Origin of the sequence: Janthinobacterium sp. BJB446, from assembly GCF_002735655.1 — a bacterium.
GTDB lineage: Bacteria > Pseudomonadota > Gammaproteobacteria > Burkholderiales > Burkholderiaceae_D > Janthinobacterium > Janthinobacterium lividum.
On sequence record NZ_PDZK01000001.1, the window covers coordinates 3,000,421 to 3,018,425 of the forward strand.

Annotated in this window: 12 protein-coding genes; 5 read left to right on the forward strand and 7 right to left on the reverse strand. The window is 64.6% G+C overall.

Annotated elements, in window-relative coordinates:
- Positions 1-52: 52 nt before the first annotated feature.
- The 3 genes from CSQ92_RS13320 to CSQ92_RS13330 are packed head-to-tail and all read left to right on the forward strand — an operon-like array spanning position 53 to position 1,702.
- Complete coding sequence (locus CSQ92_RS13320; protein ID WP_240317701.1) at positions 53-556, forward strand: phage tail protein; 504 nt, start codon at positions 53-55, stop codon at positions 554-556.
- Positions 557-586: 30 nt separating this feature from the next.
- Positions 587-1,120 (forward strand): phage tail protein, encoded by a 534-nt coding sequence (locus tag CSQ92_RS13325; RefSeq protein WP_092606337.1) that lies wholly within the window; start codon positions 587-589, stop codon positions 1,118-1,120.
- A 48-nt stretch (positions 1,121-1,168) separates the two neighbouring features.
- Positions 1,169-1,702: a phage tail protein gene (locus tag CSQ92_RS13330; protein WP_034785964.1), complete on the forward strand. Its 534-nt coding sequence runs from the start codon at positions 1,169-1,171 to the stop codon at positions 1,700-1,702.
- Positions 1,703-1,767: 65 nt separating this feature from the next.
- On the opposite strand, the gene CSQ92_RS13335 is transcribed toward CSQ92_RS13330, so the two are convergent.
- From CSQ92_RS13335 to CSQ92_RS13345, 3 genes are all read right to left on the reverse strand, one after another.
- A complete protein-coding gene (locus CSQ92_RS13335) occupies positions 1,768-2,061 on the reverse strand; it encodes a DUF6916 family protein (RefSeq protein ID WP_240317700.1) in 294 nt (97 codons plus the stop codon).
- A gap of 166 nt (positions 2,062-2,227) precedes the next feature.
- Complete coding sequence (locus CSQ92_RS13340; RefSeq protein ID WP_180277007.1) at positions 2,228-9,982, reverse strand: putative Ig domain-containing protein; 7,755 nt, start codon at positions 9,980-9,982, stop codon at positions 2,228-2,230.
- Between the two features lie 723 nt (positions 9,983-10,705).
- Positions 10,706-12,718, reverse strand: coding sequence for a S9 family peptidase (locus tag CSQ92_RS13345; RefSeq protein ID WP_099394323.1), 2,013 nt, complete (start codon positions 12,716-12,718; stop codon positions 10,706-10,708).
- Positions 12,719-13,034: 316 nt separating this feature from the next.
- Between CSQ92_RS13345 and CSQ92_RS13350 the strand changes: the two genes are divergently transcribed.
- On the forward strand, positions 13,035-13,544 hold the full coding sequence (locus CSQ92_RS13350) for a DinB family protein (protein WP_306532428.1): 510 nt from the start codon (positions 13,035-13,037) through the stop codon (positions 13,542-13,544).
- Positions 13,545-13,594: 50 nt separating this feature from the next.
- Here the strand turns inward: CSQ92_RS13350 and CSQ92_RS13355 are convergent, their stop codons facing one another.
- Positions 13,595-13,891, reverse strand: coding sequence for a hypothetical protein (locus CSQ92_RS13355; protein ID WP_070260281.1), 297 nt, complete (start codon positions 13,889-13,891; stop codon positions 13,595-13,597).
- 198 nt (positions 13,892-14,089) lie between these two features.
- Here CSQ92_RS13355 and CSQ92_RS13360 point away from each other — a divergent pair, with 198 nt between their 5' ends.
- Positions 14,090-14,731 carry an acyl-homoserine-lactone synthase gene (locus tag CSQ92_RS13360; RefSeq protein WP_070260280.1) on the forward strand — a complete coding sequence of 214 codons (642 nt, stop codon included), beginning with the start codon at positions 14,090-14,092 and terminating at the stop codon, positions 14,729-14,731.
- Between the two features lie 13 nt (positions 14,732-14,744).
- On the opposite strand, the gene leuB is transcribed toward CSQ92_RS13360, so the two are convergent.
- The 3 genes from leuB to leuC all read right to left on the reverse strand — a co-directional run bounded on the left by leuB (position 14,745) and on the right by leuC (position 17,960).
- Complete coding sequence (leuB, locus tag CSQ92_RS13365) at positions 14,745-15,821, reverse strand: 3-isopropylmalate dehydrogenase (protein WP_099394325.1); 1,077 nt, start codon at positions 15,819-15,821, stop codon at positions 14,745-14,747.
- Positions 15,822-15,831: 10 nt separating this feature from the next.
- Positions 15,832-16,479 carry a 3-isopropylmalate dehydratase small subunit gene (gene leuD / locus CSQ92_RS13370; protein WP_070260626.1) on the reverse strand — a complete coding sequence of 216 codons (648 nt, stop codon included), beginning with the start codon at positions 16,477-16,479 and terminating at the stop codon, positions 15,832-15,834.
- An 80-nt stretch (positions 16,480-16,559) separates the two neighbouring features.
- Positions 16,560-17,960 (reverse strand): 3-isopropylmalate dehydratase large subunit, encoded by a 1,401-nt coding sequence (leuC, locus tag CSQ92_RS13375; RefSeq protein ID WP_099394326.1) that lies wholly within the window; start codon positions 17,958-17,960, stop codon positions 16,560-16,562.
- Positions 17,961-18,005: the final 45 nt, after the last annotated feature.

Sequence of the window (18,005 nt, forward strand, 5' to 3'; positions counted from 1 at the left end):
TGCATTCAACCGTGGGAGAACGATGATGGCTGATGTGTATCTAGGACAAATCATGATGGGCGGCTTCAATTTTGCGCCGCGTGGATTTGCGGCATGTAACGGCCAATTGCTGCCCGTTGCGCAAAATCAGGCGCTGTTTGCACTGCTGGGTACCTACTACGGCGGCAATGGCACCACCACCTTTGCCTTGCCTAACTTGCAAGGCAGTACCCCTGTCGGTGCCGGTAGTTCTGTCGATGGCGCCTGGCAACCTTCCCCCTACCCGATCGGTACGCGGGCGGGGACCGAGGCTGTCACCTTGATATCGACACAGATGCCGCCGCACACGCATGCGGCCAATACGGTAACGACGCCCGGCACGTCGAAAAATCCCACCAATACCCTGTTTGGCGGCAGCGGCGCGGAATCCATCTATGGTTCGGCCGGACCGCAAGTTACCCTCTCCAACCAAACCCTGGCGTTGACCGGCGGCAACCAGTCGCATAACAATATGCAGCCGTTCTCGGTCATCAACTTCAATATCGCCTTGAGCGGTATCTTCCCGTCGCGCAACTAACGAATCAGCCATTTCTTACGGAGCATAGTCATGACCACACCCTATGTCGGCGAAATTCGCCTGTTTGCCTTTCCCCGCATTCCCACTGGATGGTTCGCCTGCGACGGCAGCCTGAAACCGATCGCCAATAATGAAGTACTGTTCACCCTGCTGGGCACCACCTACGGCGGCGACGGCGTCAACACTTTCGCCGTGCCCGACCTGCGCGGCCAGGTTCCCCTGCATATGGGCACCGGTCCCGGCCTGACCAACCGGCCCATCGGGCAACGAAGCGGCAGCGAATCGGTGACCTTGCTGGCAACCCAGCTTCCTTCGCATACGCACCCGTTCAATGTGAACAGCACCCTGGCGACGGCGAATGTGCCAGCAAACAATCTGCTGCTGACGGCCCCGTCGAATAACGACAAGATGTACACCAGCAATCTGACCGGTCTGACCGCCTATGCACTGGCAACGACCGCCACGGGCACAACAGGCGGCAACCTGCCGCACGAGAACACCATGCCAACCCTGACCGCCTCATTTTGCATCGCATGGGCAGGCATTTTCCCATCACAGCAATAACAGCCGGCACGCAAGCGCAGCCCCTAAAATCGATCAGGAGAACCTACCGTGACATCACCATACCTTGGCGAGATACAAGTCTTCGGCTTCAATTTCACACCCTACGGATGGGCCAGCTGCAATGGCGCCACCCTGCAAATCCGGCAATATACCGCCCTGTTTTCCTTGATCGGCACGCAGTATGGAGGCGATGGGGTTAACACCTTCCAGCTGCCCAACTTCACGGGACGCGCGCCCTGCAGCCAGGGCCAAGGCCCGGGCCTGACGCCGCGCGTGATGGGCGAGACGTTCGGCAGCAACAGTGTCACGTTGAACGTGACGGAGATCCCGAACCACACCCATCAACTCAATGTATATCGCCAGCCCACGGCCGCCCTGCAGCACAACACGCCGCTCGCTGGCGATGCCTTGATTGCGCTTGGCGGCACGTCCGCATTCGTGCCAACGACGCCACCCAATGTCACGCTGTCCCCGACCGCGATCGGTGCTGCCGGTGGCGGCCAGCCGCACGAAAACCGCCAGCCGATGCTGGCGGTGAATTTCTGCATCGCCCTGCAAGGGGAATTCCCGTCGTTTGATTAAGTTTGATGCATCCAGGCAGGCGGCGCCATCGCGGCGCCCGCCCTGCCCTTCTCCCCGTACCGGCCTCAGTTAAACACCGCCTGGTACAGAAAGCCATGGCTGTCACGCGCCACCGGCACCAAAAAGATACCCACTTCGCCAAACGCATCATGCTGCATCTGGAAAATTTTCTGGCTGAACAGGATGGGAGAGCTATTGTGAAACAGCAGGCTGAACGGCTTGCGCATCAAGCCCTCCAGGGTTGCTGACGGCAACGGGCGCACTTCCTTCAGGACAAAGGCGGCATTCCCGTCACCGGCCGCGATAAACGTCTCGTTGACGCGCGCGGCAAAATGTTCGAGGGTCAGGACATTCATCATTCCAGGTATTCCATTCCGTAAGCAGTGTGGTAAAGACGATGCCTGATTCTAATGGAATCATTGCCGCCCTGGCACGGCATTGACATGAAAAACCAGGCGTCATATGCACCGCGGGGCGGGAGCAAGCTGCTCCCGCCCCGCGGCGTCACCTCCTTGAGCCGTAGCGCTACTTGAGCGGCATGGCAATGCCGAACATCACCGACTGGCTACGCCCGCTATCCATGTTCAGATTGCTGTTGTAGTCCAGGGTAATGGTCATGCCGTTCGACAGCAGCAGCTTCACGCCCAGCCCCGCCGTCCAGTTGCCCGTCTGCTGCGGCACCGTGCGGATCACGTACACGGGGCCGTCGGCCGCCAGGTCGGCATAGGCCAGGCGCGCATCGTCGGCGCCCTGGAACTGGTGCCGGTACTCGAGCCGCGCCCGCGGGAACCACGTGCCCAGGCCACCCACATAGATGCCCTCGGCCCGCACGCCCAGCGCGCCGATGCGCGAACGCACCGTCTGCTTGAAGTAGCTCAGCGCGTTGATGCCCGCCGCCTTCTCCGTGTACGGATCGAGCTTGGCCGACATCAGTTCCACCCGGCCATACGGCGACCACATCCACGTTTCCTGGCGCATCTCGATGCCGCCCACCAGCGCGCCGAACACTTGCTTGCCGTCGCGCTCACCCGTGGCGAAACCGCTGCCATCGGTAAGGTAGCGCGACGCATCGTATTGCAAGGTACCGTAGCCGAGCACGCCGTCAAGGAAGACGCCCTTGCTCGGACGCAGACTGCCATACACGGCCGCCACGGCGCTGTCGGCCGTGCTGCGGCTGCCGTTCTGGCCCACGTCGCTGCGGTCATGGCTGAAGCCGGCGCCCACGCCCAGGGTCGCCAGGTCGCTGATGCGGTAATCGCCACCCACGCTCACGCCGTTGGTGCGGAAACGGAAGCCCGTGTCACGGCCATTCACATAGTGCTGGCCGAAGTCCACGGCACCACCGAGCCACAGCGCCAAGGCCTGCTTCTGCGTGTCCGGACGCTGCGGCATTTCCGGCAAGCCGTTCGTGGCACCGCTGACATCCACCTGTTGCCGCTCGCTGCTGAAACCGGCATCGGGCTGGCGCAGGGAAGCCTTGCGCATGAACGGTTTCACGGCCGTGCCGAACACGCGGTCCGCTTCGTCCGCCTGCCAGCGCGCCAGCGCCGCCGTCGGGTTGCCGCTGTCGTTCGGCGGCGTCAGGCTCAGGCCAAAGCTGGAACGTCCCCAGCCGTCGCCATGCAGGCTTTCCAGGCGCTGCGTAAAGTTCGACAGCTGCGCGCTGGCGAAACGCCGCGCCGCATCGGCTTGCGCCGCCTGCAAGCCGATCACTTCCGGATCGACCGACGGATCGCGGCGCGCCGTCACGGTGACGTTGACCACGCCCGGCTTCGAGGTGGCAAAGGCATTGCTCAGGGTGTAGCTGACCACCGCTGCGCCGGCAAACTTGCCCGACGCCGCAAAGCTCAGCTGGTACGACGGCTTGCCCGCCGTGCCCACGTCGCGCACCACCGCCTTGCCCGCCTCCGCCGGCGCCACGCTCAGTACATTCGCCGCCGTGAACGGACCGCCCGTGGCGCCCGCCGTCAGATCCACATTGACCGTCAGGCCGGCCACCACCGTGGCGCTCTGGCTGGCAACCTGCGGCATCGGATTGACGGAAATCGTCGACGTCACCGGCGCCGAGGTGCCGAACACGTTCGACACGGTGTAGCCGATGCTGATCTGGCCGCTGGTATTGATGCCTGGCGTGTAGACGATGTCCATGCCATTCACCACTGCCGTGCCGCTGGCCGGCTGCGTCGTGATGGCCACTGCCGTGAATGGCCCGCCCGTGGCGCCTTGCGTCACGGGCAGGGTCACCGGCGTGCCCGCCAATACCGTGACCGTCTTGGCGACAGGTACCGGCACCGGCTGCGGCGCCACCGTCACACTAATCGTGGCGGGCGCGGACGTGCCGCCCGGCCCAGTCGCCGTGTAGCTGAAGGCGTCAGGACCGAAGTAGTTCGCATTCGGCACATACGTCACCTTGAAGGAGCGGCCGCTGCCGCCCCCCGCCGCACCGCTCGCCACCACCGTGACGCGCCCATGCTGCGGCGGCGTGACGATGGTCACATCGGTGATCGGGCTGCCATCCGTGGAAGCGATGGTCAGGCTCACTTCCTGGTTGGCCGAGGTGGTCGCCGTTTCATTCGGCACCGGCGGCGGCGCCTGGTTCACCTGCAGGGTCAACGCTTGCTGCACCGTGAACTGGTGCGCGTCCTTCGCTTGCAAGGTGAAGTTGTAGCTGCCCGCCACCGTTGGCGTGCCGCTGACGATGCCGGTCGCCGCATTGAGTACCAGGCCCGTTGGCAAGGAGCCGCTGCTCACGGAGTACGCATACGGCGCGATGCCGCCAGCCGCCGTGAATGTCTGGCTGTACGCGTCGCCGGCACGGATTGGCGCCAGGCTGGCCGGCGTCAGCGTCAGGACCGGTGCCGCCACTGCCAGGGTATAGCTGTTGGTCGCGCTGAATGGCGCGCCCACGCCCGTGCTGCTATCGGTGACCTTGATGCTGAACGGGAAGCTGCCCGCCACATTCGTCGTGCCGGACACTACGCCCGTGGCCCCGTTCAGGCTCAGGCCAGCAGGCAAGGTACCGCTGCTGACGCTGAAGGTGTACGGCGCCGTGCCGCCCGCTGCCGAGAGGGTCGCGCTGTAGGCCGCTTCCGCCGTCGGATTGGACAAGGTGGCTGGCGTCAGGCTGACCGTGGCCGAAGACACCACCAGGGTATAGCTTTGCGTGCCGGTGAACTGGTGCGCATCGGCCGCCTGCACGGTCAAGGTAAAACTGCCGGCTGCCGTTGGCGTGCCGCTCAGCAAGCCGCTGCTGCTCAAGGTGAGGCCAGCTGGCAGGCTGCCGCCCGACACCGTGTAGGCATAGGGAGCGACGCCGCCGCTGGCCGACAGTGGCTGGCTGTACGCCGTGGCCACTGTCGCCGCCGGCAAGGTGGCTGGCGTGACCGTGATCGTCGGCGCGCCGACGGTCACGGTATAACTGTTGGTGGCGCTGAACGGCGCACCCGTGCCCGTGCTGCTGTCCGTGACCTTGATACTGAACGGGAAACTGCCCGCCACATTCGTCGTGCCGGACAGTACGCCCGTTGCCGCATTCAGGCTCAGGCCAGCGGGCAAGGTACCGCTGCTGACGCTGAAGGTGTACGGCGCCGTGCCGCCCGCTGCCGTCAGCGTCGTAGTGTAGACCGCTTCCGCCATTGGATTCGGCAAGGTAGCCGGCGTCAGGCTGACCGTGGCCGAGGACACCACCAGGGTATAGCTTTGCGTGCCGGTGAACTGGTGCGCATCGGCCGCCTGCACGGTCACGGTGAAATTGCCGCCCGCCGTTGGGGTACCGCTGAGCAGACCACTGCTGCTCAGCGTCAGGCCCGCAGGCAGGCTGCCGGCCGACACCGTGTAGGCATAGGGAGCGACGCCGCCGCTGGCCGACAATTGCTGGCTATACGCCGTGGCCACTTTCGGCGCCGCCAGCGAACCTGGCGTCACCGAGATTACGGGGGCAACGACTATCAAGGTATAGCTGTTGCTGGCGCTGAACGGTGCCCCCGCGCCGGTGCTGCTGTCCGCGACCTTGATGCTGACAGGGAAGCTGCCGGCCACATTGGTCGTACCGGACAACACGCCGGTGGCCGCATTCAGGCTCAGGCCGACGGGCAAGGTGCCGCTGGTCACGCTGTAGGTATACGGCGCCGTGCCGCCCGCCGCCGCCAGGGTCGCAGTGTAGGCTGCCTCCGCCGTCGGATTGGGCAAGGTGGCCGGTGTCAGGCTGACGCTAGGATTGCCTACTGTGACCGTCACTGTGGCTGACGCAGACGTGCCGCCGGCATTGCTGGCCGTATAGGTAAAACTGTCTGGCCCGGCATAGCCTGCCGTCGGCGTGTAGGTGATGCTGGTGCCGCTGACCGTCGCCGTGCCGTGGCCGGCGGCGGAGGCCACCGCCACCGACGTCGCCGCGCCGCCGCTCAGGTTCAGGGTGATCGGATTGGCGCTGCTGCCATATGCCACGCTGGCGCTGACGGCGCCGGCAATGGGCACGCTTGGCGTCACCGTGATCGTCACGACGGCAGCCGCCGACGTGCCGCCACCATTGCTGGCCGTGTAAGAGAAGCTGTCCGGCCCGGAATAACCTGCCGCCGGCGTGTAAGTGATGCTGGTGCCGCTGACCGTCGCCGTGCCGTGGCTCGCGGCGGAGGCTACCGCCACCGACGTCGCCGCGCCGCCGCTCAGGTTCAGGGTGATCGGATTGGCACTGCTGCCATACGCCACCGTCGCGCTGACGGCGCCGGCAACGGGCACGCTGGGCGTTACCGTGATCGTCACGATGGCTTCCGCCGACGTGCCGCCACCATTGCTGGCCGTGTAGGAGAAGCTGTCCGGCCCGGAATAACCTGCCGCCGGCGTGTAAGTAATGCTGGTGCCGCTGACCGTCGCCGTGCCGTGGCCGGCAGCGGAAGCCACCGCCACCGACGTCGCCGCGCCGCCGCTCAGGTTCAGGGTGATCGGATTGGCGCTGCTGCCATACGCCACCGTCGCACTGACGGCGCCGGCCACCGGGGGCGCCACCACCACCGTGACGGAATAGGCGCGCGACCCCGTGTAAGGTCCGCTGCCACTGCTGCTGTCGGTGGCGGTGACGGTGAAGTTATATGGCCCCGCTGCCGTCGGCGTGCCGGACAAGGTGCCGTCCGCCGCCAGGCTCAGGCCCGTCGGCACGCCGCCGCCGGTGATGGCATAGCTATACGGGGCCGTGCCGCCGCCGGCGGCAATGCCCTGGCTGTAGGCGACGCCGGCTGTCATCGCCGGCATCACCGTTGGTGCCACCGTGATCGTCGGCGCAGTGACAGTCATCGAGTAGGCGCGCGCGCCGGAATACGGGCCGCTGCCCGTCGAACTGTCCGTGGCCCGCACGGTAAAGTTGAAGACGCCGCCCGCCGTCGGCGTGCCCGACAGCACGCCGGTGGCAGCATTCAAGGTCAGGCCGGCCGGCAAGGTGCCGGCACTGATGGCGTAGGTGTATGGCGCGCCACCGTTCGCGGCCGTCACGCTCTGGCTGTATGCGCTACCCACGGCTGCCGCAGGCACGGTGCTTGGCGCAATCGTGATGGTGGGACCGCCGACAGTGATCGTCACGGTGGCCGGCGCCGAGGTGCCCACGCCGTTGGATGCCGTGTAGGTGAAGCTGTCCGGCCCGCCGTAACCGGCCGTCGGCGTGTAGGTGATGCTGGTGCCGCTGGCCGTCGCCGTGCCGTGCGAAGCAGCGGAGGCCACGGCCACCGACGTCGCCGCGCCGCCGCTCAGGTTCAGCGTGATCGGGGTGGCGCTGCTGCCATAGGCCAGGCTGGCGCTGACGGCGCCGGCCACGGGCGCGCCGGCCGCTACGGTGACGGAATACGCGCGCGATCCCGTGTAGGGGCCGCTGCCGGTGCTGCTGTCGGTCGCGGTGACGGTGAAGTTGTATGGCCCCGCTGCCGTCGGCGTGCCGGACAAGGTGCCGTCCGCCGCCAGGCTCAGGCCCGTCGGCACGCTGCCGCCGGTGATGGCATAGCTATACGTGGCCGTGCCGCCGGCGGCGCTGATGGACTGGCTGTAGGCGACGCCGGCCGTCATCGCCGGCATGACCGTCGGCGTGATGCTGATCGTTGGTGCTGCCACCGTCATCGAGTAGGCGCGCGCGCCAGAGTATGGGCCGCTGCCCGTCGAACTGTCCGTGGCGCGCACGGTGAAGTTGAAGACGCCGCCCGCCGTCGGCGTACCCGACAGCACGCCGGTGGAGGCATTCAAGGTCAGGCCGGCCGGCAAGGCGCCGGCGCTGATGGCGTAGGTGTATGGCGCGCCACCGTTCGCGGCCGTCACGTTCTGGCTGTAGGCCGCCCCAACGCTTGCTGCTGGCACGGTGCTTGGCGCAATCGTGATGGTAGGGCCGCCGACCGTGATCGTCACGGTGGCGGGCGCCGAGGTGCCCACGCCGTTGGATGCCGTGTAGGTGAAGCTGTCCGGCCCGCCGTAACCGGCCGTCGGCGTGTAGGTGATGCTGGTGCCGCTGGCCGTCGCCGTGCCGTGCGAAGCAGCGGAGGCCACGGCCACCGACGTCGCCACGCCGCCGCTCAGGTTCAGCGTGATCGGGTTGGCGCTGCTGCCATAGGCCACGCTGGTGCTGACATTGCCGGCCACGGGCGCGCCGGCCGCGACGGTGACGGAATACGCGCGCGATCCCGTGTAGGGGCCGCTGCCGGTGCTGCTGTCGGTCGCGGTGACGGTGAAGTTGAATGGCCCCGCCGCCGTCGGCGTGCCGGACAAGGTGCCGTCCGCCGCCAGACTCAGGCCCGTCGGGACGCTGCCGCCGGTGATGGCATAGCTATACGTGGCCGTGCCGCCGGCGGCGCTGATGGACTGGCTGTAGGCGACGCCGGCCGTCATGGCCGGCATGACCGTCGGCGTGATGCTGATCGTTGGTGCTGCCACCGTCATCGAGTAGGCGCGCGCGCCAGAATATGGGCCGCTGCCAGTCGAACTGTCCGTGGCGCGCACGGTGAAGTTGAAGCTGCCGCCCGCCGTCGGGGTGCCCGACAGCGTGCCGGTGGAGGCATTCAAGGTCAGGCCGGCCGGCAAAGCGCCGGCGCTGATGGCGTAGGTGTACGGCCCGGTGCCGTTCGCGGCCGTCACGCTCTGGCTGTATGCGCTACCCACGGCTGCCGCGGGCACGGTGCTTGGCGCAATCGTGATGGTGGGGCCGCCAACCGTGATCGTCACGGTGGCGGGTGCCGAGGTGCCGATGCCGTTGCTGGCCGTGTAGGTGAAGCTGTCCGGCCCGCCGTAGCCGGCCGTCGGCGTGTAGGTGATGCTGGTGCCGCTGGCCGTCGCCGTGCCGTGGCCGGCGGCGGAGGCCACGGCCACCGATGTCGCCGCACCGCCGCTCAGGTTCAGGGTGATCGGGTTGGTGCTGCTGCCGTAGGCCACGGTGGCGCTGGCGGCGCCGGCCACGGGCGCGCCGGCCGCCACGGTGACGGAATACGCGCGCGACCCCGTATAGGGGCCGCTGCCGCCGCTGCTGTCGGTCGCGCTGACGGTAAAGTTATACGGTCCCGCCGCCGTCGGCGTGCCGGACAGGGTGCCGTTCGCGGCCAGGCTCAAGCCCGTGGGCAGGCTGCCGCCGGTGATGGCATAGGTATAGGTGGCCGTGCCGTTCGCCGCAGTGATGCCCTGGCTATAGGCAAGACCGACTGTCATTGCCGGCATGACCGTCGGCGCGACGGTGATGGTTGGCGCATTGACCGTCAGCGCATAAGCGCGCGTGCCATTGGCAGCCAGCGAGTCCGTGGCCCGCACGGTGAAATTGAACGTGCCTCCCGCCGTCGGCGTGCCAGACAGACTACCGGCGCCGGACAGGCTCATGCCTGCAGGCAGGCTGCCAGCCGTCACCGCGTAGGTGTAGGGCGCCGCGCCGCCCGTCGCGCTCAAGGCCGTCACAGGATAAGCCTGGGCCACCGTCGCAGTCGGCACGGTGGCAGGCGACAGCACGATGGCGGAAGTGATCGTGACGTTGTACACGATGGGCTGCGCCACATCGTCCTTGACGGTGAAGGTATCGGAGGTCGCGCTGAGATTCGTATTCCTGTAGCGCACGGCATTCGTCTGGTTCGAATCCTCCAGCGTGCCGTGTTGCGGCGGCACCAGGGTGCCCGTCAGGCCGAAGGGGGAACAAGCCGAATTGGAATAATCCTCGTAATACTCTTGCCCCGCCACCACGCTGATGTTGCGCGGACTCGGGCAGGCACTGGCGGCGGAAGCCTGGCTGGAAAAGAGGGATAGCAAGACAAACAGCAGGGTTCCCGCCAAACGCATCAGCCACGATGGCAGCAAGCCTTGGACAGGCGGCGCGCCATGGGCCCTGGCAATGAAGCCATCAACACTCCGGACAGGCGTGGATAGCCATCCAAATTTCGTGAAATTTAGAAACATTTGTCTTCCCTCAATACATTTATCTTGGCGCTGGAGCTATTGCAGATAACGGTCAAGGCAAACCTGCACGCCGATGACAACTACCGTCAACAGGACTCAAGGTGGCTTCCCAGCATGATTAAACCTTGCTTTAAGTCAATCTATGCTACTACGGCTTACAAAGAAAGCAACTATAAAATATTATCAAATAGGGAAGTTTTTTAATAAAAATCAATTGTTATTAAAATAGTGTATTTATTCAACAACAATTATGGAAAAGAAACCCGCGTGGCAGGCTCTATTGACCTGCTCGCCGTAAGCCATGCGGACGCGGCATCAGGCTAGGCTGCATAGGCAACAGCAAGGGCTTGCCGCCCATTTTCCCTGTCGAGTACGCTCGGTGCGCCAACAGAAAGACGGCTTTGGATGGGAAAATTCTGGCGGCGCATGCCTGCCGCTGCAGCAGCAGCGACCGCATCGAATGCGGCCTCGCGTACCCTGCCATCAGTTGTACGCACGCCACGCCGGAGGCTGTCACCTTGCAAGCCACCCGCGCAGAAATCTTGCCAGCGGGCAGCATGGTCTGCCGGCATGTTGCCCGGCAGGCCATGCCACCTGTCGTCAGCTTTACTGCAGTGCTTGCTTCAAACCCTGCGCAAACTCCGCGCCATGCTTGACCTGCGCGGTGGACGCCTTCAGGGTGGCGCCGATGGGCTCGGCGCGGCCAGCCAGGCATTGCCCCAGGAAGTTTTCCGTCACCGCATTGAAGGCGATGTTGTTCACGGGCCGGGCAAAGCCATGGCCCTCGTCGGGGAACAGCACATACGTGACGGGGATGTTCTTGGCCGCCATGGCCGCCACGATCTGGTCCGATTCAGCCACGTTGACGCGCGGGTCGTTCGCGCCCTGGCCGATCAGCAGCGGGCGCTGGATATTCTGCGCAAAGTTCAGCGGCGAACGTTCCTTCAGCAGCGCCTTGCCCTCTTCCGTGGTCGGGTCGCCCATGCGCTTGTAGAACTGCTGCTTGCCCGCTTCCCAATACGGCGGTATGGTTTGCAGCAAGGTAAACAGGTTCGACGGGCCGACGATGTCGACGCCGCAGGCAAACGTCGTCGGCGTGAACGCCATGCCGGCCAGGGTGGCATAACCACCATACGAGCCGCCCATGATGGCCACCTTGTCGGCCGTGGTCACGCCGCTTTTCACCGCCCATTGCACCGCGTCGAGCAAGTCGTCATGCATCTTGCGGCCCCACTGCAGGTCCCCGGCCGAGATGAATTGCTTGCCGAAGCCCGTCGAGCCGCGGAAGTTCACCGACAGCACGGCGTAGCCGCGGTTGGCCAGCCACTGGTGATAGCCATTGTAGCCATACGTATCGCGGGCCCACGGGCCGCCGTGCACCAGCAACACCATCGGCACCGCCTGCGATGGCGTGCCGCCGGCGTTCGCCTTCGATGCTTGCGGCAGGGTCAGATACGACACCAGGTTCAGGCCGTCGCGCGCCTTGATTTGCTGCGGATACATGGGCACCAGCGGTGCGCCTTCCAGTTCCGGACGCGTCACGTACAGCCGCGTGAGCTTCCTGGTCTTGCGTTCGTACAGCCAGCTCGATGGCGGCGCCGTGACGGCATCGACGGCCACCAGCCATTTATCGTCGGCATCCGTGCGCGACGTTACCGTGAACTGGCCCTGGGTATTTTTTTTCAGGAAGGCCAGGTCGGCTTTCAGGTCGTTCGTCAGCGGCAGATATTCCTGCTGCAGAAAATTGACCGTGTAGGCCTGCACGCGGCCCGTGCGCGTGTCGTACAGCGCATCGGCGATATCCGTGCGCGGGTCTTGCGCCACCACCGTGCTCTTGCCGCTGGCCACGTCCTGCGCCAGCAGCGCCGAAGTATTGCGGCCGCGCGAATCGTTCCAGTACAGGGTCTTGCCATCGACCGTGAACGCCAGCGGCGACGTGGTCTGCGCATCTTCCAGGCCCACTTCGGCCAGCGGCGTGCTCTCGACCTTGCCATCGGCCAGGCGGAAATACGTCATGCCGCCATCGGCGCGCGCCTTGCTGGCGATGCGCAAGTTGAGCAGTTCATCGGCGACATAGCCGCCATAGCCATCATTCTGCTGCACCAGGGTCAGCTTGCCGCTGGCCAGGTCCAGGCTGTACACGTCGTGCCAGCGCGCATCGCGGTTATTGATGCCGACGAGGATGCGGTCCTTCACCTTGCTGCTGATCTGGACTATCCGCACGCGGGTCTTCTCGAACGGCGTGTAGTTGACCTGCTTGCCGCTCGCCACGTTCACGCCGTACAGCAGGAAGTTTTCATCGCCGCCCTTGTCCTGGATGAACAGCAGGGTTTTCGAATCGGGCGACCAGAAGCTGCTGCGGATGGGCCGCACCTTTTCTTCCGTCAGCGGGCGAGCTTGCGCCGGATCGCTGGCCGGCGCCACCCACACATTGAGCACGCCGTCGCGCGGCGCGATCCACGACAGCCACTTGCCATCCGGGCTGATGCGCCCGCCGGACTTGCTGGGATTGCCAAAAATCTTCGCCCGCTCGATCAGCGGCGTGTCATTGGCAGGGGCTTGGGCGTGCGCCGGCAAGACGGCGGCAAACAACAGGGCAGGCAGGGCATAGCGGATCATGGACACCTCATGGTTGATGAATGAAGGGAAACTTCACACGTGCATGTGCCAGGCCATCATAGGCCAAACGGCTGTTGCCAGGCTGATCACAATGACCAAATCAGGAAACGGGGGAACAGAATGCCTGTAGCGGGGAATGAAATGCAGGAGGCAAGAATTGAGCAAGCGCAAGACGCTGGCGCGATGGCCCGATGGCGCGACCCGAGCGCACGTAGCACGCTTGCCAATTCTTGCAAAACCATACACTATCTGCGTGCAGTAATTCAGCCCTGACATGGAGAGAGCACTCATGAGCACATGTGACCATATCGTCCGAATGGCCGCCTACAATGAAGTAATGAACGAGAAACTGTATAGTGCAGCTGGGCAACTATCTCAGGAGGAGCTCTTTGCCGACCGCAAGGCATTTTTTGGCTCCCTCTTCGGCACGATGAACCACCTTGTCGTCGCCGATACGATCTGGCTCAAGCGTTTCTGCGGACATCCGGCACGCCAGCCGGCGCTCGACGCCATCCGCGCGGCGGCCGCCCCGGCGGCACTGAACCAGCCGCAGGCCGAAGACCTGACGGGCCTGCTCAGGCTGCGCCATACGCTGGACCAGACCATACAGCGCTGGGCCGCCGACCTGACGCCAAACGACCTGGAACAGCCGCTCGGCTACGCCAACATGAAAGGCATGGTGTCGCGCAAGCGCTATTCGAGCCTGATCATGCATTTTTTCAATCACCAGACGCATCACCGGGGCCAGGCCACCACCCTGCTGTCGCAAAGCAGCATCGACATCGGCGTCACCGACCTGCTGATGCTGATTCCCAACGAAGATTGACGAGCGCAGGCACGGGCGGCAGCACGCCCCCGGCCGCCAGCCTTCCCGCGTCAGTCCGCGGCCAGCTTGCCGCGTCTGGCGCGGTCGCAGCGCCGCACCTCCATATGGTAGGCCGCCCGGATATCATAAAATTTCTCGTGGAATCCCGGATCTAGCACTTCATACGTCTCTTCGCGCCCCGTGCAAAGTTGCCGCACGATTAAGTCGCCTGCCTCGATCACCACCAGATCCTGCTGGGTCAAGATACTGTTTTTCTTGACCAGTGCACGCAAGCCATCGACACGCACACCGTTCGACTTCAAAACGGAAATTCTATCCGTCATCGCTTCTGGAAATTTCATCGGCATTACTCTTTTCTGATCACGGCGCCAGCAGGCGTGGCGCCACAACACCTTGTTGCTACTCGCAGATGCCAGCCGTTGCTTCCTGGGCCAGTGTCATGACACGTCTATTGTCGGACAGACACCTGTTGGAACCTACAGTATCAGTTAACTACAGTCAATGTTTATATGGAAGCATTATCAAATTTGAATGGAGAGCGAACCATGGTCATCACTGTCAGCGCCTGTACACGCGACAACATGAAACCCGAAGACACCCATGCCATGTACCGGCTGCGCCACATGGTGTTCTGCGAACGGCTGCACTGGGACGTGCATACGGCGGACGGCATGGAATCGGACGAATACGATGATTTGTTCCCCGTGTACATGCTGGCGCGCGATATCAGCGGCAAACTGTTCGGCTGCGCGCGCCTGCTGCCGACAACCGGCGACTACATGCTCAAGTCCGTTTTCCCGCAATTGCTGCAAGGCAATCCCATTCCGAACGCCGAAGATACCTGGGAGCTCAGCCGGTTCGCCTTCGAGCAGTCGAAAGGCGGCGAACACCGCTTCTCGCTGGCCAGTTCGCACATGGTGGTCGAGGCACTGGAATTCGCCCTGGACAACAACATCACGTGCTACGTCGGCGTCACGACCGTCGCCTTTGAAAAACTGCTGCGCAAGATCGGCTTGCATGTCAAGCGCTTCGGCCCGCCGATGATGGTCGGGCACGAGCGCTCGGTGGCGTTCTCGATCGACGTCACGACGGCGCAACTGGCGGCGGCACGTTCGAGCCTGTTGCTTGCCGCCCAGCATGTGGCACCGCCGGCACGCGCCAGCCAGGCGGCGCGGGTAGTGCAATAGACGCGGCGCCATCTCAGGCAGCGGCGCAGGCACGCGCCACGGCATCACCCATCGCCTCGGTACCGACCAAAGTCGTGCCCGCTTCATGGATGTCGGCCGTGCGCAGGCCCTGCGCCAGCACTTGCTTGACAGCAGCCTCGATGCGGCTTGCCTGCTCTTCGCGGTTGAGCGAATAGCGCAGCATCATGGCGGCCGACAAGATCGTCGCCAGCGGATTGGCGATGCCCTTGCCCGCGATATCGGGCGCCGAGCCGTGCGACGGTTCGTACAGGCCCTTGTTGTTGGCGTCGAGCGAAGCCGACGGCAGCATGCCGATCGAGCCCGTCAGCATGGCGGCCGCATCCGACAGAATGTCGCCGAACATGTTGCCGGTCACCATGACGTCGAATTTCTTCGGCGCCCGCACCAGCTGCATGGCCGCGTTGTCGACATACATGTGATCGAGCGCCACATCCGGGTATTCCTTGTGCACGTCGGTGACGATGTCTTTCCAGAACTGGAAGGTTTCCAGCACGTTCGCCTTGTCCACGCTGGTGAGGCGCTTGTCGCGCTTTTGCGCGGCCTGGAAAGCCACGTGGGCGATGCGGCGGATTTCCCCTTCCGCATAGCGCATGGTGTCAAAACCTTCGCGCTGGCCCTTGAACGGACCATCCGGGCACTCGCGCACGCCGCGGGGCTGGCCGAAATAGATGTCACCCGTCAGTTCACGGATGATCAAAATGTCCAGGCCGGACACCACTTCCGGCTTCAGGGTCGAGGCGCCCGCCAGCTCCGGATACAGAATGGCCGGACGCAGGTTGGCGAACAGGCCCAGGTTCTTGCGCAAGCCCAAAATCGCCTGCTCCGGACGGAACTGGCGCTCCAGATTGTCGTACTGGTAGTCGCCGACAGCGCCGAACAGCACGGCATCGGCCGCTTTCGCCAGGGCCAGGGTGCCTTCCGGCAAGGGATGGCCATGGGCTGCATAGCCGGCGCCGCCCACGGGCGCCGTTTCCAGCTCGAACGATTCGCCCAGCACATTCAAGACCTTGACGGCTTGCGCGATGATTTCAGGACCGATGCCGTCGCCGGGCAGGATTGCAATTTTCATGGAATGATCTTTACATTACGTTGGCCAACCAGGGATTTTTCGTCAAATGGCGTTCTTCAAAGCGGCGGATGGCATCGGCACGGCGCAAGGTCAGGCTGATATCGTCGAAGCCATTCAGCAGGCAATACTTCGTGAACGCGGAGATGAAGAAGGAACAGGCGAAGCTGCCATCGGTGGCGGCAACGCGCTGGCGCGCCAGGTCGACTTCCAGCCGGAAGCCCGGTTCGGCGCCGACCGCCTTGAACAGATAATGGACTTGCGCTTCACCCAGCACGATGGGCAGCAAGCCGTTCTTGCAGCAGTTATTGAAGAAAATGTCGGCAAACGATGGAGCGATGATGACGCGAAAGCCGTATTGGCCCAGCGCCCAGGGCGCATGCTCGCGCGACGAGCCGCAGCCAAAATTGGCGCGCGCCAGCAGTATCGAGGCGCCCTGGTAGCGCGCCTCGTTGAGCACGAAGTCGGGATTCAGCGGACGACGGCTGTTATCCTGGCCCGGCACGCCGGTGTCCAGATAGCGCCACTGGTCGAACAGATTGGGACCGAAACCGGTGCGGTGGATCGCCGTCAGAAACTGCTTGGGCAAGATCGCGTCGGTGTCGACGTTGGCGCGGTCGAGCGGTACGACCAGGCCGGTATGCTGTGTGAATTTTTCCATGCTTTGAGCCTCCCCTGAAGAGCGCGCCGGCCGGATGTCCAGCCGGCGCCGCGTTGATATGCAAGCGGCGTATGCCGGCCTTAACTCATCTTGCGCACATCGACGAAGCAACCGGCAATGGCTGCCGCGGCGGCCATCGCCGGTGAGACGAGATGCGTGCGTCCGCCCGCGCCCTGGCGCCCCTCGAAGTTGCGGTTCGAGGTCGAGGCGCAGCGTTCGCCCGGTTCCAGGCGGTCGGCATTCATGGCCAGGCACATCGAGCAGCCAGGCTCGCGCCATTCGAAGCCGGCCTCCCTGAAGACGCGATCCAGCCCCTCCCGCTCGGCCTGCGCCTTCACCAGGCCAGAGCCGGGCACCACCATGGCCAGCTTGACGCTGGCGGCGCGCCGCTTGCCGCGCACGACCTCGGCCGCTGAACGCAGATCCTCGATGCGCGCATTGGTGCAGGAGCCGATGAACACCTTGTCGATGCGGATGTCGGCGATCAGGGTATCGGGCGCCAGATCCATATAGGCCAGCGCCTTGCTCATGGCCTCGCGGCGCGCCGCATCCCGCTCCGCGCCGGGATCCGGCACGCGGCCGTCGACGGCCACGACCATTTCCGGCGAGGTGCCCCAGGTCACTTGCGGGCTGATGCCAGCGGCATCGAGCAGTACCACGCGGTCGAAACTGGCGCCCGCATCCGTGTGCAGCGTCTTCCAATACGCGACGGCTTTTTTCCACTGCGCGCCCGCCGGCGCATACGGCCGCCCCTTGACATAGGCGATCGTCGTCTCGTCCACCGCGATCATGCCGGCGCGCGCGCCCGCCTCGATCGCCATGTTACAGAGCGTCATGCGCCCTTCCATCGACAGCGCGCGGATGGCCGGACCGGCAAACTCGATGGCGTAGCCAGTGCCGCCGGCCGTGCCGATCCGCCCGATCACTTCCAGGGCGATATCCTTGGCCGTGACGCCGGATGCGAGCACGCCGTCGATATGCACCAGCATGGCCTTCGATTTGCGGTCCAGCAGGGTCTGGGTAGCCAGCACATGCTCGACTTCGGAAGTGCCGATGCCGAAGGCCAGGCAGCCAAAGGCGCCATGCGTCGAGGTGTGCGAATCGCCGCAGACGACCGTCATGCCCGGCAGGGTCGCCCCCTGCTCCGGCCCGACCACGTGCGCTATGCCTTGGCGCCTGTCGTGCATGTCGAAATAGGTCAGGCCGTAGAAGCGGGCGTTGGTATCGAGGGTCTGGACCTGGCGCCGCGCGACCGGGTCGGCGATGCCGCCGGCGCGGTCACCCGTCGGCACGTTGTGATCGGCCACCGCCAGGTTGGCGCCAACGCGCCACGGCTTGCGTCCGGCCGCGCGCAAGCCCTCGAAGGCTTGCGGACTGGTGACTTCATGCAGCAGGTGCCGGTCGATATACAGCATGGCGGTGCCATCCTCGTCTACTTGCACCGCGTGGGATTCCCATAATTTATCGTAGAGCGTTTTCATCGTGTCCAGGGCGGCAAGGCCGCGTTAAGGGTCAGGTAGACAGGC